Genomic DNA, 19203 nt, shown 5'->3' on the forward strand with positions numbered 1-19203 from the left:
CGATACGGAGGGGGCGGGGGAGTTGGGGGCACCCCCGGCCGAAGGCTGGGGGAGGGTGGGCGTTCTGGACGCTGACGTGTATTTGTTGTGCGGCATCCGGGGTCCGACCTGGACCGCCCGCCATGCACATAAATATGCGGTACAGAATGCCCAGCCCCAGAGGCCCCGACCCCGGCCCACCACGAACCGCGCGAGGCCCGCACCAACCCCGCCGGGCAATCGGGCGGGAGGGCGGGGAAACCCCCGACCGCAACCACAAACGGCCCGCACACGGCGACACGGGGTACCCCGGACCCTTCGGGAAGGCACTTGCCGAGTGGGCGGGAAACGCCTGGTTGGCGTACGGTGACAGGCTGCCCCGTTCGCCGGGGCGGCGCGCGCTGCGCGTGACGTACCGAAGAACAAGAAGGGGGTCCTGCGTGGCAGCGGTCCGGGACACGGAGATCGCGGTCGAGCAGACGCATCTGGACCGGGTGTACGACCGGCTCGAGGAGAAGATCCACGAGGCCGAGTTCCTGATGGACGACGCAGTCAAACGCGGCCAGGTCGGGACGCCGGGCGCGCTCGCGGAGCGCGACGCACAGGTTTTCCGGGCGGGGCTGCACCTGAACCGGCTGAACTCGGAGTTCGAGGACTTCCTCTTCGGCCGGATCGATCTGCTCCTGGGCGAGGACGGCAAGAAGGGCCCGGACGGTGCGTACACCTCCGTGGAGCCCGCCGAGGACGCGATCCGGCCCGACGGGACGGCGGCGATCGCCGAGACCCTGCACATCGGCCGGCTCGGCGTGCTGGACGCGGACTACGCGCCGCTGGTGATCGACTGGCGGGCCCCCGCGGCGGCGCCGTTCTACCGGGCGACCCCGGTCGCGCCCGGCCGGGTGGTGCGGCGGCGCGTCATCCGCTCCAAGGGCCGCAAGGTGCTGGGCGTCGAGGACGACCTGCTGCGCCCGGAGCTGACGACGGGTCTGCCCGTGGTGGGGGACGGCGCGCTCATGGCCGCGCTGGGCCAGGCGCGCAGCCACACGATGCGGGACATCGTCTCCAGCATCCAGGCCGAGCAGGACGAGGTGATCCGGGCGCCCGCGGCGTCGGTCACCGAGGTGGCCGGCGGGCCCGGCACGGGGAAGACGGCGGTGGCCCTGCACCGGGCGGCGTACCTGCTGTACCAGGACCGGCGCCGGTACGCGGGCGGGATCCTGGTGGTCAGCCCGACGCCGCTGCTGGTCGCGTACACCGAGGGCGTGCTGCCCTCGCTGGGCGAGGAGGGCCAGGTCGCGATCCGCGCCGTGGGCTCGCTCGTGGACGGCGCCGAGGCGACCACGTACGACGATCCGGCGGTCGCCCGGATCAAGGGCTCGCTGCGGATGCTGAAGGTGCTGCGGCGGGCCGCCCGAGGGGTGCTGGAGTACGGTGCCGGTTCGGCGCGGTGCCCGGACCGGCTGCGGGTGGTGGCGTTCGGACGGCGGCTGGAACTGGAGGCCGAGGAACTGTCCGGGATCCGGCACGCCGTGCTGGGCGGGACGACGCCGGTGAACCTGCTGCGGCCCCGGGCCCGCCGTCTGCTGCTGGACGCGCTGTGGCGCAAGGCCGGCCGCCGCTTCGACGATCCGGAGCTGGCCGCCGAGGAGCGGCAGGGCTTCGACGAGGACATCTCCACCGAGCAGGAGTTCGTGGACTTCCTGGCCGCCTGGTGGCCGGTGCTGACCCCGCGCGGGGTGCTGGCGGCGCTCTCCGACGAGAAGCGGCTGGGGCGCTGGTCGCGGCGGATCCTGTCGCCGCCCGAGGTGCGCCGGGTGGCGCGCTCGCTGCGCCGGCTGGACGTCGGGGGCAACGGCGCGTTGTCCGTGCACGACGTGGCGATGCTCGACGAGCTGGAGGCCCTGCTGGGCCCGCCGCCGAAGGTGCGCACCCGCGACGCGGACCCGCTGGACCAGCTGACCGGACTGGAGGAGGTCACCACCTTCGCCGACCGGATGGCGGGCGGTCGGCGCAGCCGGCAGGACCGGCTGGACGCGGAGCGCACCGAGTACGCGCACGTGATCGTCGACGAGGCGCAGGACCTCACCCCGATGCAGTGGCGCATGGTGGGCCGCCGCGGCCGTGCCGCGACCTGGACGGTGGTCGGCGACCCCGCGCAGAGCTCCTGGACCGACCCCGACGAGGCGGCCCTGGCCCGTGACGAGGCCCTGGGCACGCGTCCGCGCCGCCGCTTCACGCTCACCGTGAACTACCGCAACCCGGCCGAGATCGCCGACCTGGCGGCGAAGGTGCTGGCGCTGGCCATGCCGGGCAGCGAGGCGCCGCGCGCGGTGCGCTCCACGGGGCTGGTGCCCCGGTTCGCGGCGGCCGGCGACGGGAGTCCCGGCGAGGCGGTCCGCGCGGAGGCGGAGCGGCTGCTGGACGAGGTCGAGGGGACGGTGGGCGTGGTCGTGGCCATGGGCCGCCGGGAGGAGGCCAGGCGCTGGCTGGCGGGGCTGGGCGAGCGCGTCGTGGCCCTGGGCAGCCTGGAGGCCAAGGGCCTGGAGTACGACGCGACGCTGGTCGTCTCGCCCGCGGAGATCGCGGACGAGTCCCCGGCGGGGCTGCGGGTGCTGTACGTGGCGCTGACCCGCGCCACCCAGCGGCTGACGGTGCTCTCCGGCCCGCGCGACCTGCCGGACGCCGCCGGCGTCCCGGACCTGCTGCGGGACTGACCCGTCCCGGAACGACGGCGGGGCGCCCCTCTGGGAGGGGCGCCCCGCCGGACGTATACGACACCGACCCGCCATGCTCGCCTCGCGGCAAGTGGGCGCTCGAAGCGCCTAAGGTTGGGCCCGGGGGCTTGGATCGAGCCGGTGCCTCACCCAGGCTAACAAACGATCCGCGATTGTCATTCCGTCTGTGTGCGCCGTTCCGGTGGCGGTCGGGGGAACATTAAGCACGCAAGCTTCCGTTGACCCACATCGCTACTCGACATTCTGTTGTAGGCCCCCGGGTTTACGCGTACCCACCAGTAGGTGGCAGCATCGAGGGCGCACAAAGCAGCTACAGCGGAGGAACAGCGGCCATGGCAACGGCGCCGAGCGTCTCGTACTCAATCACGGTGCGGCTGGAGGTGCCCGCGAGCGGATCCGCGGTCAGCCAGCTCACCACGGCCGTGGAGGCCTCCGGTGGCGCGGTCCACGGCCTCGACGTGACCGCTTCCGGCCACGAGAAGCTGCGGATCGACGTGACGATCGCGGCCACGTCCACCGCGCACGCGGACGAGATCGTCGCCAAGCTGGCGCAGATCGAGGGCGTGGCGATCGGCAAGGTCTCCGACCGTACGTTCCTGATGCACCTCGGCGGCAAGATCGAGATGGCGTCCAAGCACCCCATCCGCAACCGCGACGACCTCTCCATGGTCTACACCCCCGGTGTGGCCCGGGTCTGCATGGCGATCGCCAAGAACCCCGAGGACGCCCGCCGGCTGACCATCAAGCGCAACAGCGTCGCGGTGGTCACCGACGGCTCGGCCGTGCTGGGCCTCGGCAACATCGGGCCGAAGGCCGCGCTGCCGGTCATGGAGGGCAAGGCGGCGCTCTTCAAGCGCTTCGCGGGCATCGACGCCTGGCCGATCTGCCTGGACACCCAGGACACCGACGCGATCGTGGAGATCGTCAAGGCGATCGCCCCCGGCTTCGCCGGCATCAACCTGGAGGACATCTCGGCGCCCCGCTGCTTCGAGATCGAGGCCCGGCTGCGCGAGGCCCTGGACATCCCGGTCTTCCACGACGACCAGCACGGCACCGCCATCGTGGTGCTCGCCGCGCTGACCAACGCGCTGCGCGTGGTCGGCAAGCAGGTCGGCGACGTCAAGGTCGTCATGTCGGGCGCGGGCGCGGCAGGCACGGCCATCCTCAAGCTGCTGCTCGCGGCGGGCGTCAAGCACGCGGTCGTGGCCGACATCCACGGTGTCGTGCACAGCGGCCGGGAGGACCTGGTCGCGGCCGGTCCCGGGTCGGCACTGCGCTGGATCGCCGACAACACCAACCCGGAGGAGATCACCGGGACCCTGAAGGAGGCGGTGCGCGGCGCGGACGTCTTCATCGGCGTCTCCGCCCCCAACGTCCTGGACGGCGAGGACGTCGCGGCCATGGCCGACGGCGCCATCGTCTTCGCCCTGGCCAACCCCGACCCCGAGGTGGACCCGGCGGTCGCCCGGGAGACCGCCGCGGTGGTCGCCACGGGCCGCAGCGACTTCCCGAACCAGATCAACAACGTGCTGGTCTTCCCGGGTGTCTTCCGCGGCCTGCTGGACGCCCAGAGCCGGACGGTGAACACCGAGATGATGCTCGCGGCGGCGACCGCCCTCGCGGACGTCGTCACCGAGGACGAGCTCAACCCGAACTACATCATCCCGAGCGTCTTCAACGACAAGGTCGCGGGCGCCGTCGCCGGCGCCGTCCGCGAGGCCGCGAAGGCACAGGGCCTCACCGCGACGTCATGACGACGGAGCGTCATCGGGCCGTACGCGACCCGCTTTTTGTGTGACTCTCCCGGGTGCCGGATTGGCGTTTCCCCCAGAAATAGGGGCAGGATGCGTACCTGGGCGGTGAGGGCCGCACCGCAGAAGCGCGATGAGCGTCTTCACAATGCGTCTTCCCCGACGGTCGACGTTGGGGGTTTCCATGCAAGGAGTACTTAGATGAACCGCAGTGAGCTGGTGGCCGCGCTGTCCGAGCGCGCCGAGGTGACCCGCAAGGACGCCGACGCCGTTCTGGCCGCGTTCGCCGAGGTCGTCGGCGAGATCGTCGCCAAGGGCGACGAGAAGGTCACCATCCCCGGCTTCCTCACCTTCGAGCGCAGCCACCGTGCCGCGCGCACCGCGCGCAACCCGCAGACCGGTGACCCGATCCAGATCCCGGCCGGTTACAGCGTGAAGGTCTCCGCGGGCTCGAAGCTCAAGGAAGCCGCCAAGGGCAAGTAATTCCGCGACTACCGCGACATGTGAAAGGGCGGCCTCCCCGCGGGGAGGCCGCCCTTTCGTGTGCTCCGGGCCGGGCGCCGGGTCAGTCCGTGCTGGGCAGCTCGACCTTGGCGCCGAGCTTCTCCAGCTTCTGCATGAAGTTCTCGTAGCCGCGGTTGATCAGGTCGATGCCGTGCACCCGGGAGGTGCCCTGCGCCGCCAGGGCCGCGATGAGGTACGAGAAGCCGCCGCGCAGGTCGGGGATGACCAGGTCGGCGCCCTGCAGCTTGGTGGGGCCGCTGACGACCGCCGAGTGCAGGAAGTTGCGCTGGCCGAAGCGGCAGGGGGTGCCGCCCAGGCACTCGCGGTAGAGCTGGATGTGGGCACCCATCTGGTTGAGCGCCGAGGTGAAGCCCAGCCGGGACTCGTAGACCGTCTCGTGGACGATGGACAGGCCCGAGGCCTGCGTGAGGGCCACGACCAGGGGCTGCTGCCAGTCGGTCTGGAAGCCGGGGTGGACGTCCGTCTCCAGGGCGATGGCGTTCAGCGGGCCGCCGGGGTGCCAGAAGCGGATGCCGTCCTCGTCGACCTCGAACGCGCCGCCCACCTTGCGGAAGACGTTGAGGAAGGTCATCATCTCGCGCTGGCTGGCGCCGCGGACGTAGACGTTGCCCTCGGTGGCCAGGGCCGCGCAGGCCCAGGAGGCGGACTCCAGGCGGTCCGGGAGGGCGCGGTGGTTGTAGCCGCCGAGCTTGTCCACGCCGGTGATGTGGATGGTGCGGTTGGTGCCCATCGTGATGATGGCACCCATCTTCTGCAGGACGCAGATGAGGTCCTCGATCTCCGGCTCGATCGCGGCGTTGCTCAGCTCGGTGACGCCCTCGGCCAGGACGGCCGTCAGCAGCACCTGCTCGGTCGCGCCGACCGACGGGTACGGGAGTTCGATCTTGCAGCCGCGCAGGCGCTGCGGAGCCTCGAGGTACTGGCCCTCGGGGCGCTTCTCGATCACCGCGCCGAACTTGCGCAGCACGTCGAAGTGGAAGTCGATCGGGCGGCCGCCGATGTCGCAGCCGCCCAGACCCGGGATGAAGGCGTGGCCGAGGCGGTGCAGCAGCGGGCCGCAGAAGAGGATCGGGATCCGCGAGGAGCCCGCGTGCGCGTCGATGTCGGCGACGTTCGCGCTCTCCACCTTCGACGGGTCGAGCACCAGTTCCCCGGACTCGTCGCCGGCCTGCACCGTCACCCCGTGCAGCTGCAGAAGACCCCGCACCACCCGCACGTCGCGGATGTCGGGCACGTTGCGCAGCCGGCTGGGCTCGCTGCCCAGCAGCGCGGCCACCATCGCCTTGGGCACAAGGTTCTTCGCGCCGCGGACGTGGATCTCTCCCTCGAGGGGGGTGCCACCGTGGACAAGCAGTACGTCGTTAAGGCCGGTCATTGCTCTCGCGATCCTGGAGACGGGCAGAAAGAAAGCTCGGTCCCCGCAGGCACCAAGGAGAAATGGTAATCGGCCTTCCGGCGACTGGAAGAGGCCTGTGAGGTCCCACTCATGTAATGGCTTCGCTACAGCACCCTCCGCGTTCGCGTGATTCCGGAGAGTGGCCGAATCGGCGGCCCCCGTACGACCCTCTGCGGGGAAAAGGGCGCAGTTGCCACCCCGCGCGGCGGCGGAATGCGGGATTATGTTGACCATGACCGAAGTGTCATCGCTCACCGGCAGACTGCTCGTCGCGACGCCCGCGCTCGCGGACCCGAACTTCGACCGGGCGGTGGTGCTCCTCCTCGACCACGACGAGGAGGGGTCGCTCGGCGTCGTGCTCAACCGTCCCACACCCGTCGGGGTCGGCGACGTCCTGGAGCCGTGGGCCGGTCTGGCGGGCGCGCCGCAGGTCGTCTTCCAGGGCGGGCCCGTCTCGCTGGACTCCGCGCTGGGCCTGGCCGTGGTGCCCGGTGAGCCGCGGGACGGCGAGGACGCGGAGCCGCTCGGCTGGCGCCGGGTGTTCGGCGCGATCGGCCTGGTGGACCTGGAGGCGCCGCCGGAGCTGCTCGCGGCCGAGCTGGGCTCCCTGCGCATCTTCGCCGGGTACGCCGGATGGGGGCCCGGCCAGCTGGAGGACGAGCTCGTCGAGGGTGCCTGGTACGTGGTGGAGTCGGAACCGGGGGACGTCTTCTCCCCGGACCCGGACCAGCTGTGGCGGTCCGTGCTGCGCAGGCAGCGCAGCGAACTCGCGATGGTCGCGACGTATCCGGACGATCCGTCTCTGAATTAGGCTTGCGTGCCATGAGCACTCTCGAGCCCGAGCGCGGGGCGGGCACCGGCACCCTCGTCGAGCCGACCCCGCAGGTGTCGCAAGGCGATGGCGACCACGAGCGCTTCGCGCACTACGTTCAGAAGGACAAGATCATGGAGAGCGCGCTCTCCGGATCGCCGGTGGTCGCGCTGTGCGGCAAGGTCTGGGTGCCCGGACGGGACCCCAAGAAGTACCCCGTCTGCCCGATGTGCAAGGAGATCTTCGAATCCATGCCCACCGGTGGCGGGGACAAGGACAAGGGCGGCAAGTAGCAGCCGCCACGGCACCCGGCAGGTACGGCCGCGGCACTGCGGCCGTACCTCGCGCGTTCGGGGGGACATGGCGCAGGACGACGCCGTCACGGCGGACCGGGTCTTCGGGCTGTGCGAGCGGGGGCGCTTCGAGATGGCGCACTCTCTCGTCGACGACGCCTTCGTCGCCCGCAACGGCAGCTTCGGCTACCTCGTACGGGCCAGGGTCTTCGCGTACGAGCAGCGGGCCGACCGGGCCCGGGAGGCCGTCGACTGGGCGCTGGCGCACGCGGAGCCCGGCGACCCCGATCCACCGCTGCTGGCCGGGCTCGTCCTGCTGATGCTCGGTGACGCGCACGCCGCCCTCGGGCTCGGGCGGCGGGTCGCCGCCGCCGATCCCCGCGAGTGGCGCGCCCAGGTGCTGGTCGCCGACTCCTGCCGGATGCTCTCCCGCCGTCCCGAGGCGGTCGCCGCCGCCCGGCGGGCGGTCCTGATCGCGCCGCGCGAGGCCGAGGCGCACGTCGCGCTCGCACGGGCGCTGGACCTCTCGCTCCGGCCGGCCGCCCGGGCCGAACGCCGCACGGTCGTCGCCCGGGCGCTGGAGCTCGGCGCCTCGCCCGGCGACGTGGCGGGGCGGCGCCGGTGGCCGCGGGTCGTGCCCGCGCTGCTCGTGGTCGTGCTGGTGCTGTTCGCCGACCCCTGGGTGCTGGCCGGCGGGGTGGCCGTCCTGACCGCGCTGGCGGGCGCGCTGTGGCTGCTGCAGGCCCGCCGCTCGGGGAGCACCGGCCGGGGGCGGCTGCAGACCGTACGCGCCCTGGCCCGGGCCGAACTGAACGGGGACCCGGCGCGCGCCCGTGCCGCGGCCCTCACCACGGGGGCCTGGCTGCCCGTGCTCCCGTTCGCCGCCACCGGCCTGGCGGCCGCCTCCGCGGCCGACGGCACCCCGTGGCCGCTTCCGGCCGTCCTGGGCGTCGCGGCGGCCGCCGTCGCGGTGCTGCTGGCCGCCGCCCGCGCGGTGCGCTGGTGGTACGGCGACGCCTTCCTGCAGCGCGACTTCCTGCCCAGCCGGCACGCCGTCCTCCAACTGACCGCCGTCGCCGCCCTCGTCGGCACCGTCGTGGCGCTGTACGTGGCCGGGGCCGCCTCCACGGCCCTGTGGTCCGCGGTGACCGTGGCGCACGTCCTGTGGTGCGTCGTCGGCATGCTGATCCCCGTCCTCGCGCTGAACCGGGCCCGCCGGGCGGCCGGCTGAGGGCGGCCCGGCGGACGGGGCGGTCCCGCGCCCGGCCGGAACAGGGCCGGAAAGAGGCGGCGATTGGTCTATTCCAGTTGCCGTGAGGGCGGCAGGATGGTCGCCATGGACCTCATCCCGGCGCCCGTCGAGGCGCACCGGCACGCCGACGGCGGTCATGTGGACCTCGGCCCCGGCACCACCCTGGACGCCGGCCCCGGCACCGAAGGGACCGCGCGCTGGTTGCGCGCCACGGTCGGCGCCGCCACCGGTCTCCCGCTGCCCCCGCCGCCCGCGGGCACGCCCGGCACGATCACGCTCCGCCTCGACCCGGACGTGGCCGAGCGCCTCGGAGCGGAGGGCCACCGTGTGACGGTGTCGGCCGCGGACGGCGTGCGCATCGCGGGCGGGGGAGCGGCGGGGGTGTTCTGGGGCGCCCAGACCGTACGGCAGTTGCTCGGTGCCGACGCCTTCCGCCGCGCGCCGCTGCCGGGCCGCTCCTGGCGTCTGCCGCACTGCTCCGTCGAGGACGCCCCGCGCTTCGGATGGCGCGGCGTACTCCTGGACGTGGCACGGCACTTCATGCCCAAGGACGTCGTCCTGCGCTATGTCGACCTGCTGGCCGCGCACAAACTGAACGTGCTCCACCTGCACCTGACCGACGACCAGGGCTGGCGGGTGGAGATCCGCCGCTATCCGCGCCTGACCGAGGTCGGCGCCTGGCGCACCCGGACCAAGGTCGGGCTGCGGGAGTCCCCGCTGTGGGACGAGCGCCCGCACGGCGGCTACTACACCCAGGACGACCTGCGCGAGATCGTGGCGTACGCGGCCGAGCGGCACGTCACGGTCGTGCCCGAGATCGACGTCCCCGGCCACTCGCAGGCCGCCATCGCCGCCTACCCGGAACTGGGCAACGCGGACGTGGTGGACACCGGCGCCCTGCCGGTGCTCACCGGTTGGGGCATCAACCCGAACGTGCTGGCGCCCACCGAGGCCACCGTGCGCTTCTACGAGAACGTCCTCGACGAACTCCTGGAGGTCTTCCCCTCGGAGTTCGTCCACATCGGCGGCGACGAGTGCCCCAAGGACCAGTGGTGCGCCTCGGCCACCGTCCAGGCCCGCATCAAGGAGCTGGGGCTGCGCGACGAGGACGAGTTGCAGAGCTGGTTCGTCCGGCACTTCGACACCTGGCTGAGCGGTCGCGGCCGCCGGCTCATCGGCTGGGACGAGATCCTGGAGGGCGGACTGGCCGAGGGCGCCGCCGTCTCCTCCTGGCGCGGCTACGCGGGCGGGATCGCCGCGGCCAGGGCCGGGCACGACGTCGTGATGTGCCCGGAGAGCCAGGTCTACCTGGACTGGCGGCAGTCGGACGGCGAGGACGAGCCCGTGCCGATCGCGCACGTCCGCACCCTGGAGGACGTCTACCGCTTCGAGCCCGTCCCGGACGACCTCACCGCGGAGGAGGCCGCCCACGTCATCGGCGCGCAGGCCAACATCTGGACGGAGACGATGGATTCGGTCCGCGCCGTGGACTACATGGCCTTCCCGCGGCTCGCCGCCTTCGCCGAGACGGTCTGGAGCCGGCTGCCCGCCCCCGCCGTCCGCGACCACGAGGGCTTCGCCGCCCGAATGTCCACCCACTACGGGCGACTTGACGCACTGGGGGTCGAATACCGGCCGCCGGGCGGTCCGCTGCCGTGGCAGAGGCGTCCGGGTGTCATCGGACGCCCGATCGAGGGGCCGCCCCCGATCGTGTGAGGCCAGCCACAACCCGGGGCCGGCCGGCGCGGGAGATGGCAGGGTGGTGGGGCCGATCACGGCAAGGCGTACGAAGGAGGCCATTCCCGTCGCAACCTGGAGAAAGCCGCGAACCGGACGGAGTTCCATCCGGAAGGCGGGTTCTCCTTTGCGACCCTCGCGTTGATCACCCCGGAAGATGTGCCAGAGTTGCCACGTCCGGGCTGTCAGCACGTACCGTACGGCTACCGCACCGCGGACAGCCGGGGAAGGGGCAGCTGCGTGAGCACGTACGCACGGCAGGCAGCGCGCAATGTGGCGTTGCCGACCTCGCTCGACGAGGCCGTGGCGGCATTGGCCGCCACGCCCACCGCCGTGCCCGTCGCCGGAGGCACCGACCTCATGGCGGCCGTGAACTCCGGGCTGCTGCGCCCCGCCGGACTGGTCGGTCTCGGGCGGATCAGCGAGATCCGCGGCTGGCAGTACGCCGACGGCGCGGCGCTGCTCGGCGCCGGCCTCACCCACGCCCGCATGGGCCGCCCCGACTTCGCCGCGCTCATCCCGGCCCTGGCCGCCGCCGCGCGCGCCGCAGGGCCCCCGCAGATCCGCAACGCGGGCACGCTCGGCGGCAACATCGCCGGCGCCGCCCCCACCGGCGACTCGCTGCCCGTGCTGGCCGCCCTGGAGGCGTCCGTCCTCGTCGCCGGCCCGGACGGCAACCGCGAGCTGCCGGTCAGCCACCTGCTCACCGGCATGGACCCGCTGCGGCCGGGCGAGGTCCTGGCGTACGTCAGGGTCCCGCTGCTGCACGCGCCGCAGACCTTCCTCAAGGCCACCGGCCGCACCGGCCCGGGCCGCGCGATCGCGTCCGTCGCCGTCGTCCTCGATCCCGCGCGCCGGGGCGTACGCTGCGCGGTGGGAGCTGTCGCACCGGTGCCGCTGCGGCCGCTCGAGGCCGAACGCTGGGTCGCCGGGCTGATCGACTGGGACGGCGAGCGCACGCTGGCGCCCGAGGCCCTCACGGCCTTCGGCGAGTACGCGGCCGCCGCCTGCATCCCCGACCCGCTGCCGGCCGCAGACGGCAACGCAGCCCCCGAACTGCCCCCCGCCGCCGTCCAGCTGCGGCGTACGGTGGCCGCACTCGCCCGCCGCGCGCTGGGGAGGGCACTGGCATGAGTGACGACGTGTACGACGACAGGACACCGGACGGGCGCATGACCGACCAGCCGCAGGAGGGGTCCCCGCACGGCGGGGGATTCACCCCGGGACACGGGGTGTGGGAGCCCCTGCCCCACGGCGAGTACGACCCCGACCAGACCATGCACGTCTCCTTCGCGGCGCAGTTGTCCATGACCGAGCCGGGCGCCGACCCGCTCGCCGCCCCGGGCCACGGCTACGCCCCCGAGCCGCCCGCCGTGCCGATGACGGTCGCCCACACCGAGGCGCCCGCCGCCCCAGCCGCCGGCGAGGACGCGGCCACCACGTGGGCGATCCCCGTCGTGCGCGAGGACGCCGCCGCCGACGACTCCGGCGAGTACTCGGTGGGCGCCTTCATGCCCGCCCCCACCCCCGACCCGGTGCAGCAGCCCTGGACCGCCCCCGCCGCCCCGCAGGCGCCCCCGGTGCCGCACGCGGGGCCCGCCGACGGCGGCTGGGCCCTGCCCGCGGACGCCACCGGCCAGTGGAAGCTGCCGCTGGCCCCGGACGGCGTCGCCGAGGAGTCCGGCGAGTACCGCTTCCCGCCCGCCGCCGATCCCGCCCCCGCCTACGCACCGGCCGACGCGCCCTCCGACGCCTTCGGGGAGCCCCGGCCGGATCCGGCCCGGGGCGAGGAGCTCGCGCACCCGTACGAGCCGGCGGCCGAGCCCGCCGCGGACCTCCTGGCGGACTCCGCGGCGGAGGAGTTCCCGGCCCCGGAGGAGGCGGCCGGGGAACCCGGTGACGAGCCCGGTGCGGACGCGCACAGCGAGCACCCGGTGGACTCCTACGTCCTCAACGTCAACGGCACCGACCGGCCCGTCACCGACGCCTGGCTCGGCGAGTCCCTGCTGTACGTGCTGCGCGAGCGCCTCGGCCTCGCCGGCGCCAAGGACGGCTGCGAGCAGGGCGAGTGCGGCGCGTGCTCGGTCAAGGTCGACGGCCGTCTCGTCGCCTCCTGCCTGGTGCCCGCGGCGACCGCCGCGGGCAGCGACATCCGCACCGTCGAGGGGCTGTCCGCCGACGGCGGCCCCTCCGACGTCCAGCGCGCGCTCGCCGAGTGCGGGGCCGTGCAGTGCGGTTTCTGCATCCCCGGCATGGCGATGACCGTGCACGACCTGCTCGAGGGCAACCACAGCCCGACCGAGCTGGAGACCCGGCAGGCCATCAGCGGCAACCTCTGCCGCTGCTCCGGCTACCAGGGGGTCCTGGAGGCCGTCCGCCAGGTCGTGGCCGAGCGCGAGGAGAGTGCCGAGAGCGCCGCGGACGACACCGCGGGCGACCTGGCGGAGGGCGTCCGCGTCCCGCACCCGCGCCCCTCCTCCGGAGGCCTGGCGTGAGCACCCCGAACCTCCCGACCCGGCACCACCTCCCCCCTCGCGGCAGCGAAAGGTACGCGCGATGACGGGCCCCGACGCCGCGACGGCCACCCCGGCCGTGGGCACCCCAACGCCGGTCGCGACCGGCGCCGACGAGCAGCAGGCCGAGCCGCACGGCATCGGCGCCTCCCTGCCCACCACCGACGGCCTCGCCAAGGCCCAGGGCACGTACCCGTACGCCGCCGACCTGTGGGCCGAGGGCCTGCTGTGGGCGGCCGTGCTGCGCTCCCCGCACCCGCACGCGCGCATCCTGTCCGTCGACACGACGGAGGCCGTCGCGCTGCCCGGCGTACGGGCCGTGGTGACCCATGAGGACGTCCCGGGCGACGCCATGCACGGGCGGCGCGTCGCCGACCGCCCCGTCTTCGCCAAGGACACCGTCCGGCACCACGGCGAGGCCATCGCCGCCGTCGCCGCCGACCACCCCGACACCGCCCGGCTCGCCGCCGCCGCCATCCACGTCGAGTACGAGGTCCTGGAGCCCGTCATCGACCCGGAGCGGGCCTTCTCGGCGCCCCCGCTGCACCCCGACGGCAACCTGATCCGGCACATCCCGCTGCAGTTCGGCGACCCGGACGCGGTCGGCGAGGTCATCGTCGAGGGCCTGTACCGGGTGGGCCGCCAGGACCCGGCCCCGGTCGGTGCCGAGGCCGGCCTCGCCGTGCCCCGCCCCGACGGCGGCGTGGAGCTCTACGTCGCCTCCACCGACCCGCACACCGACCGCGACCTGGCCGCCGCCTGCTTCGGGCTGGAACAGGACCGGGTCAAGGTCGTGGTCACCGGAGTGCCCGGCGCGATGGGCGACCGCGAGGACTCCGGGGTGCAGATCCCCCTCGGGCTGCTCGCGCTGAAGACCGGCTGCCCGGTCAAGTTCGTGGCCACCCGCGAGGAGTCCTTCCTCAGCCACAGCCACCGCCACCCGACCCTGCTGCGCTACCGCCACCACGCGGACGCCGAGGGCCGGCTGGTCAAGGTCGAGGCCCAGGTGCTGCTGGACGCCGGCGCGTACGCCGACACCTCCGCCGACGCGCTGGCCGCGGCCGTGGCCTTCGCCGCCGGCCCCTACGTCGTCCCGCACGTCTTCGTCGAGGGCTGGGCGGTGCGCACCAACAACCCGCCCTCCGGCCACGTCCGGGGCGAGGGCGCGATGCAGGTCTGCGCGGCCTACGAGGGCCAGATGGACAAGCTCGCCGCCAAACTCGGCCTGGACCCGGCCGAGATCCGCATGCGCAACGTCATGGCCACCGGCGACCTGCTGCCCACCGGCCAGAGCGTCACCTGCCCGGCACCCGTCGGCGAACTGCTCAAGGCCGTACGCGACACCGACCTGCCCCCGCTGCCCGTCGACGACGACGAGTCCGAATGGCTGCTCCCCGGCGGCCTGGAGGGCGCGGGCGAGCCGGGCGCGGTGCGCCGCGGCGTGGGCTACGCGCTCGGCATGGTCCACATGCTCGGCGCCGAGGGCACCGACGAGGTCTCCACCGCCACCGTCCGCGTCCACGACGGCGCCGCCACCGTCATCTGCGCCGCCGTCGACACCGGCCAGGGCTTCGCCACCCTCGCCCGGCAGATCGTGCAGGAGGTCCTCGGCGTCGAGGACGTCCGCGTGCTGCCCTCCGACACCGACCAGCCCCCGGCCGGCGCCGCCGCCCGCGGCCGCCACACCTGGGTCTCCGGCGGCGCCGTCGAACGCGCCGCCAAGATGGTGCGCACCCAGCTCCTGCAGCCGCTCGCCGGGAAGTTCGGCATGTCGGCGGAGCTGCTCACCATCGCCGACGGAAAGATCACCAGCTACGACGGCGTGCTCTCCACCACCGTCGAGGAGGAGCTGGCCGGCAAGGAGCTCTGGGCCACCGCCCAGTGCCGTCCGCACCCCACCGAGAAGCTCGACGACACCGGCCAGGGCGACGCCTTCGTGGGTCTCGCCTTCTGCGCCGTGCGCGCCGTGGTGGACGTCGACATCGAACTCGGCGCGATCCGGGTCGTGGAGATGGCCGTCGCCCAGGACGTCGGCCGGATCCTCAACCCCGCGCAGCTGCACGCCCGCATCGAGGCCGGGGTCAGCCAGGGCGTCGGCATGGCCCTCATGGAGGACCTCCGCGCGCCGCGCGGCATCATCAAGCGGCCCAACCTGACCGGCTATTCGCTGCCCACGGCGCTCGACGCGCCCGCGATCCGCGTGGTCCGGCTCATCGAGGAACGCGACGTGCTCGCGCCCTTCGGCGCCAAGGCCGCCAGCGCGGTCCCCGTCGTCGTCTCCCCGGCCGCCGTCGCCTCCGCCGTCCGCGCGGCCACCGGCCGCCCGGTCAGCCGCCTCCCCATCCGACCCCAGCACGCGGTCGCCCGCCCCCAGGGCTGACCCACCGCCACTCACGATGAAGGGCCCGGTCCGTGCGGACCGGGCCCTTCATGCGGAGGCCGTGGCGGGAATCGAACCCACGTAACTCGATTTGCAGTCGAGCCCCTGAACCACTCGGGCACACGGCCTTGCGTCGTCGACGTACCCCGACCATAGACGCGGCCCCCGGGAGGGGGTCAACGCTTCCCGGGGGCCCGCAACAGGACTGCCATACGCCGTTCACGAACCGCCGGGGGAGGCCAGGAACTCCTCCACCACCGGGCGGAACAGCTCGGGTTCGTCCACCCACGGGAAGTGCCCGACGGCGTGCAGCGGGCGCAGGCGGGCGTGCGGGAAGCAGGCCGCGACGGCCTCGCCCGCGCGCATGCCGGTGACGGCGTCGCGGTCACCGGTGAGGACCAGGACGGGGCAGGTCACCTCGCGCAGCCGGGCCAGCACGGCGAGCCGGGCCGGCTCGTCCAGGCCCTGCCAGAAGCCGGCGCGGGGGACCGGGTGCAACTGGCCGCCCTCGGCGGCGGCGTGGGCGCGCTGGGGCTCGTCCCAGTGGCCGTACGCCATCGGCGCGACCTGGAGCAGCAGCGTACGGACCCGGTCGAGGTCGTCGGCGGTCTCCAGCTCGGCGAGTGAGGCGACCGCCTCCGGCCACCAGGGCTCGGCGACCCGGCTCTCGAAGATCTCCCGCGCGTCGTCGGGCAGCTCGCCCTGCAGCCGCGAGCCCGGGGTGACCAGCACGAGGTGGGTGAGCCGCTCCGGGTAGGCGGCGGCGTAGGCCTGCGCGGTCGCGGCGGCCGCGTCGTGCGCGAGCAGCGCGAAGCGCTCCAGGCCCAGGTGCCCGCGCAGCGCCTCCACGTCCTGGGCGAGCCGCGGGAAGGAGTAGGCGAGCGGGTCGTCGGCCGGCGGGCTGCCGCCGGTGCCCCGGCTGTCCGGGACCACCAGGCGCCTGCCCCGGTCCAGGCCGCCCAGGTCGCCCAGATAGGCGGCGTCCCGCCCCGGGCCGCCGGCGAGCGCGAGCAGTACGGGCCCCTCGCCCCGGTCCGAGTAGGCGAGCCGGCTTCCGTCGTACGAGGTGTAGTGCGGCATGGCCTACGCCTTCCCTGCCCCGGCCGCCTTCTCCCGGTCCTAGGCCGAAAGGCCGACCGGGGTGCCAGGGGCAAGTAGCCGATTGACCCCTTACCCTGTCGTGGTGACCACCGCAGACACCGAGCCGGTATCCGGCCATGCAGGCATGCTCCTCGCCGCGCCGGACACCGGCACCGACACCGTTCTGGGCAGCCGCTACCGCGCGCTGACCCTCGCGATGGTCTCCGTCGTCCTGCTCATCGCCTTCGAGGCCACCGCCGTCGGCACGGCCATGCCCATCGCCGCGCGTGAGCTGGACGGTCTGCAGCTGTACGCCTTCGCCTTCTCCGGCTACTTCACCACCTCGCTCTTCGCGATGGTCGTCAGCGGCCAGTGGTGCGACCGCACCGGCCCGCTGGCACCGCTCGTCGCCGGCATCGGCGCCTTCGCGGCCGGCCTGGTCGTCTCCGGCACCGCCCAGTCCATGTGGCCGTTCGTGCTGGGACGCGCCGTGCAGGGCATCGGCGGCGGGCTCGTCATCGTCGCCCTGTACGTCGTCGTCGGCCTCGCCTACCCCGAACGGCTGCGGCCCGCGGTGATGGCGGCCTTCGCCGCGTCCTGGGTGCTGCCGTCCATCGTCGGACCGCTCGTGGCCGGCACGGTCACCGAGCAGTTCGGCTGGCGCTGGGTCTTCCTCGCCATCCCCGCGCTCGTCGTGCTCCCGCTCCTCATCGGCCTGCCCGCGCTGCGCCGCACCTCCCTGCAGCGGCCGCCGGACGACCGCAAGGCCCCCGACCGGCGCCGGCTCGGTCTGGCGCTCGCCGTCTCCGCCGGCGCCGGGCTGCTCCAGTACGCCGGGCAGGACCTGCGGCCGCTGTCCCTGGTCTTCGCGGCGGCGGGCGCCGTGCTCGTCGTCCCGGCCGCGCTGCGGCTGCTGCCCCGCGGCACCTTCCGCGCGGCCCGCGGACTGCCGTCCGTGGTGCTGCTGCGCGGTGTGGCCTCCGGCACATTCCTCGGCGCCGAGAGCTTCGTCCCGCTGATGCTCGTCACACAGCGGCACATGTCCCCGACCCTCGCCGGGCTCTCCCTGGCCAGCGGCGGCGTCACCTGGGGCATCGGCTCCTGGATCCAGGGCCGCCCCCGCCTCGAACCCCACCGCGAACGCCTCGTCGTCCTCGGCATGTTCCTGATGGCCGCCGCGATCGCCGGCGCCGCCCTGCCGCTCCTGGACGCCGCCCCCGCCTGGAGCGCGGCCGCGGCATGGGCCGTGGGCGGCCTCGGCGCGGGCCTGGTCATCTCCTCCCTGAGCGTCATCCTCTTCAAGCTCTCAGCGCCCTCCGAGGCCGGTGCCAACTCCGCCGCCCTCCAGGTCTCCGACGCCCTGTCCAGCGTCGTCCTCGTCGCCGCCGCGGGCACCGTCTTCGCCGCCCTCGGCGGGGCGTCGGGCGCCTTCACGGCCGTCCTCCTCCCCATGGCCGTCCTCGCCCTCGCGGGTGTCGGCGTCGCGGCACGGCTCCGCCCGAAAACCGGGTGAGGCGGGCGCGCCGGGGGGCTACCGTCCGAGTGTGAAAGAGCTGACCATCGTCTTCACCGACGCCGAGTGGGAGTCCCTGGCCGACCTCGCCGACGCGTACGGCGTGCCCGCCGCGGAGTTCGTGCGCACGGCGGTGCGGGCCCACGAGGCGGCCGAGGCCGCGCGCGTCCGCGCCGCGGGGGAGGCCTACGCCGCCGCCCACGCGGACCTGCTGCGCAGGCTGGGGGAGTGACGTGACCGTGCGCCACCTCACCCTCGCCGAGGTCACCGACCTCGCCCGCCTCGCCTGCGGCGGTGAGCCGCCCGCCATGCGCGAGCCCGGGCTGCTCGCGTCGGCCGTCCACCGCCCGCGGGCGCGGATGTTCGGCGTCGAGGCGTACGGCGACGACGTCTTCGCGGCGGCGGGCGCGCTGCTGCACGGGATCGCGGCGAACCACCCCCTGGTCGACGGGAACAAGCGGACGGCGTGGCTGGCGGCCGCGGTGTTCCTGGAGCTGAACGGGGTCGACCTGCGGTCGGCCGACCAGGACGCGGCGTACGACCTGGTCGTGTCGGTCGCGGCGGGCGAGGTTTCCGCCCCCGCGGCGATCGGTCGCGCCCTGACCCGCCTCGCCACCGCCTGAACCCGGGGTCGCCTGCGCGGCCGGTGGGGTGTGCGGGTTGTTCGCGCCTGCGGCGGGCATCCCCCACCCTCCCGATCGCCCGGCGCGGTTGGTGCCGGTTTCGCACTGTGAACGGGTGGGCCGTGGTCGTTCGGTTTTCCCGCCGTCTCGCGCCCTGCGGGCGCAAAGCGCCGGCTGCGGATGGGAGGGCGGGGGCGGGTCCCGTCGGCGGTGTGCGGGTGGGTGCGCGGCGGGGGTCCAGGCGCCGGAGCGGCGCTGGTTGTTCGTGCGGTTCCGGGCTCGTCGCCGTCCGCGGGTATGGACGGCCGGTGGCCATGCCCACCCTTCGTGGGTGGCGCGCCCGCCGTAACCGGCGTCCGCGGGTGCTTCCCCGATGCCGGGCCGCCCGGCAGCACCTCGAATCATCCGCAGACGCGGGTCACGGCGGGCGCGCCCACCACCGGCAGTAGGCGTGGAAGCGGCCGTCTATACCCGCGGACGGCAACGAGACCCCACGCCACCGGCAAGGTGCCCCGCTCCGGAGCCTGGACATCCGCCACGCACCACCCGCACCGCGCCGAGCAGAGCGCCCCCGCCCTTCCATCCGCAGCCCGCATCTTTGCGCCCGGAGGGCGC

The 19203-nt window shown here is 74.1% G+C and carries 15 protein-coding genes and 1 tRNA gene; 13 read left to right on the forward strand and 3 right to left on the reverse strand.

Annotated elements, in window-relative coordinates:
- The first annotated feature begins 419 nt into the window (after window positions 1-419).
- The 3 genes from CHF15_RS23145 to CHF15_RS23155 all read left to right on the forward strand — a co-directional run bounded on the left by CHF15_RS23145 (window position 420) and on the right by CHF15_RS23155 (window position 4948).
- Window positions 420-2693, forward strand: coding sequence for a UvrD-helicase domain-containing protein (locus CHF15_RS23145; RefSeq protein ID WP_179279925.1), 2274 nt, complete (start codon window positions 420-422; stop codon window positions 2691-2693).
- 353 nt (window positions 2694-3046) lie between these two features.
- Window positions 3047-4468 carry an NAD-dependent malic enzyme gene (locus CHF15_RS23150; protein WP_089225789.1) on the forward strand — a complete coding sequence of 474 codons (1422 nt, stop codon included), beginning with the start codon at window positions 3047-3049 and terminating at the stop codon, window positions 4466-4468.
- A 198-nt stretch (window positions 4469-4666) separates the two neighbouring features.
- Window positions 4667-4948 carry an HU family DNA-binding protein gene (locus CHF15_RS23155; protein WP_018564081.1) on the forward strand — a complete coding sequence of 94 codons (282 nt, stop codon included), beginning with the start codon at window positions 4667-4669 and terminating at the stop codon, window positions 4946-4948.
- Between the two features lie 82 nt (window positions 4949-5030).
- On the opposite strand, the gene murA is transcribed toward CHF15_RS23155, so the two are convergent.
- On the reverse strand, window positions 5031-6365 hold the full coding sequence (murA, locus tag CHF15_RS23160) for a UDP-N-acetylglucosamine 1-carboxyvinyltransferase (RefSeq protein WP_089225790.1): 1335 nt from the start codon (window positions 6363-6365) through the stop codon (window positions 5031-5033).
- Window positions 6366-6618: 253 nt separating this feature from the next.
- Between murA and CHF15_RS23165 the strand changes: the two genes are divergently transcribed.
- The 7 genes from CHF15_RS23165 (at window position 6619) to CHF15_RS23195 (ending at window position 15372) form a co-directional block, all read left to right on the forward strand.
- A complete protein-coding gene (locus tag CHF15_RS23165) occupies window positions 6619-7197 on the forward strand; it encodes a YqgE/AlgH family protein (RefSeq protein ID WP_089225791.1) in 579 nt (192 codons plus the stop codon).
- A gap of 11 nt (window positions 7198-7208) precedes the next feature.
- Window positions 7209-7490, forward strand: coding sequence for a DUF3039 domain-containing protein (locus tag CHF15_RS23170; protein ID WP_089225792.1), 282 nt, complete (start codon window positions 7209-7211; stop codon window positions 7488-7490).
- 67 nt (window positions 7491-7557) lie between these two features.
- Entirely contained in the window at window positions 7558-8721 is a 1164-nt protein-coding gene (locus CHF15_RS44460; protein ID WP_089225793.1) for a hypothetical protein, read from the forward strand.
- A 105-nt stretch (window positions 8722-8826) separates the two neighbouring features.
- Window positions 8827-10458 (forward strand): beta-N-acetylhexosaminidase, encoded by a 1632-nt coding sequence (locus tag CHF15_RS23180; RefSeq protein WP_089225794.1) that lies wholly within the window; start codon window positions 8827-8829, stop codon window positions 10456-10458.
- Window positions 10459-10719: 261 nt separating this feature from the next.
- On the forward strand, window positions 10720-11613 hold the full coding sequence (locus CHF15_RS23185) for an FAD binding domain-containing protein (RefSeq protein WP_089225795.1): 894 nt from the start codon (window positions 10720-10722) through the stop codon (window positions 11611-11613).
- Complete coding sequence (locus tag CHF15_RS23190) at window positions 11610-12974, forward strand: (2Fe-2S)-binding protein (protein ID WP_089225796.1); 1365 nt, start codon at window positions 11610-11612, stop codon at window positions 12972-12974. The genes CHF15_RS23185 and CHF15_RS23190 overlap by 4 nt, the downstream gene beginning before the upstream one ends.
- A 61-nt stretch (window positions 12975-13035) precedes the next feature.
- Window positions 13036-15372 (forward strand): xanthine dehydrogenase family protein molybdopterin-binding subunit, encoded by a 2337-nt coding sequence (locus CHF15_RS23195; RefSeq protein ID WP_089225797.1) that lies wholly within the window; start codon window positions 13036-13038, stop codon window positions 15370-15372.
- A gap of 56 nt (window positions 15373-15428) precedes the next feature.
- On the opposite strand, the gene CHF15_RS23200 is transcribed toward CHF15_RS23195, so the two are convergent.
- Window positions 15429-15500: transfer RNA gene (locus CHF15_RS23200), tRNA-Cys, on the reverse strand.
- A gap of 91 nt (window positions 15501-15591) precedes the next feature.
- Window positions 15592-16452, reverse strand: coding sequence for an alpha/beta fold hydrolase (locus CHF15_RS23205; RefSeq protein ID WP_089225798.1), 861 nt, complete (start codon window positions 16450-16452; stop codon window positions 15592-15594).
- A gap of 145 nt (window positions 16453-16597) precedes the next feature.
- Here CHF15_RS23205 and CHF15_RS23210 point away from each other — a divergent pair, with 145 nt between their 5' ends.
- The 3 genes from CHF15_RS23210 to CHF15_RS23220 are packed head-to-tail and all read left to right on the forward strand — an operon-like array spanning window position 16598 to window position 18588.
- Complete coding sequence (locus CHF15_RS23210) at window positions 16598-17965, forward strand: MFS transporter (RefSeq protein ID WP_245939008.1); 1368 nt, start codon at window positions 16598-16600, stop codon at window positions 17963-17965.
- A gap of 31 nt (window positions 17966-17996) precedes the next feature.
- Window positions 17997-18197 carry a hypothetical protein gene (locus CHF15_RS23215; RefSeq protein ID WP_089225800.1) on the forward strand — a complete coding sequence of 67 codons (201 nt, stop codon included), beginning with the start codon at window positions 17997-17999 and terminating at the stop codon, window positions 18195-18197.
- A 1-nt stretch (window position 18198) separates the two neighbouring features.
- Window positions 18199-18588 (forward strand): type II toxin-antitoxin system death-on-curing family toxin, encoded by a 390-nt coding sequence (locus tag CHF15_RS23220; protein ID WP_245938997.1) that lies wholly within the window; start codon window positions 18199-18201, stop codon window positions 18586-18588.
- Window positions 18589-19203: the final 615 nt, after the last annotated feature.

Source organism: Actinacidiphila glaucinigra (assembly GCF_900188405.1).
In the GTDB taxonomy this organism is placed as follows: Bacteria; Actinomycetota; Actinomycetes; order Streptomycetales; family Streptomycetaceae; genus Actinacidiphila; species Actinacidiphila glaucinigra.

Coding starts and splice junctions, on each gene's coding strand:
- CHF15_RS23150 (WP_089225789.1), top strand. CDS start 3,047: ATGGCAACGGCGCCGAGCGTCTCGTACTCAATCACGGTGCGGCTGGAG.
- CHF15_RS23195 (WP_089225797.1), top strand. CDS start 13,036: ATGACGGGCCCCGACGCCGCGACGGCCACCCCGGCCGTGGGCACCCCA.
- CHF15_RS23190 (WP_089225796.1), top strand. CDS start 11,610: ATGAGTGACGACGTGTACGACGACAGGACACCGGACGGGCGCATGACC.
- murA (WP_089225790.1), bottom strand. CDS start 6,365: ATGACCGGCCTTAACGACGTACTGCTTGTCCACGGTGGCACCCCCCTC.
- CHF15_RS23210 (WP_245939008.1), top strand. CDS start 16,598: ATGCTCCTCGCCGCGCCGGACACCGGCACCGACACCGTTCTGGGCAGC.
- CHF15_RS23165 (WP_089225791.1), top strand. CDS start 6,619: ATGACCGAAGTGTCATCGCTCACCGGCAGACTGCTCGTCGCGACGCCC.
- CHF15_RS23170 (WP_089225792.1), top strand. CDS start 7,209: ATGAGCACTCTCGAGCCCGAGCGCGGGGCGGGCACCGGCACCCTCGTC.
- CHF15_RS23205 (WP_089225798.1), bottom strand. CDS start 16,452: ATGCCGCACTACACCTCGTACGACGGAAGCCGGCTCGCCTACTCGGAC.
- CHF15_RS23155 (WP_018564081.1), top strand. CDS start 4,667: ATGAACCGCAGTGAGCTGGTGGCCGCGCTGTCCGAGCGCGCCGAGGTG.
- CHF15_RS23180 (WP_089225794.1), top strand. CDS start 8,827: ATGGACCTCATCCCGGCGCCCGTCGAGGCGCACCGGCACGCCGACGGC.
- CHF15_RS44460 (WP_089225793.1), top strand. CDS start 7,558: ATGGCGCAGGACGACGCCGTCACGGCGGACCGGGTCTTCGGGCTGTGC.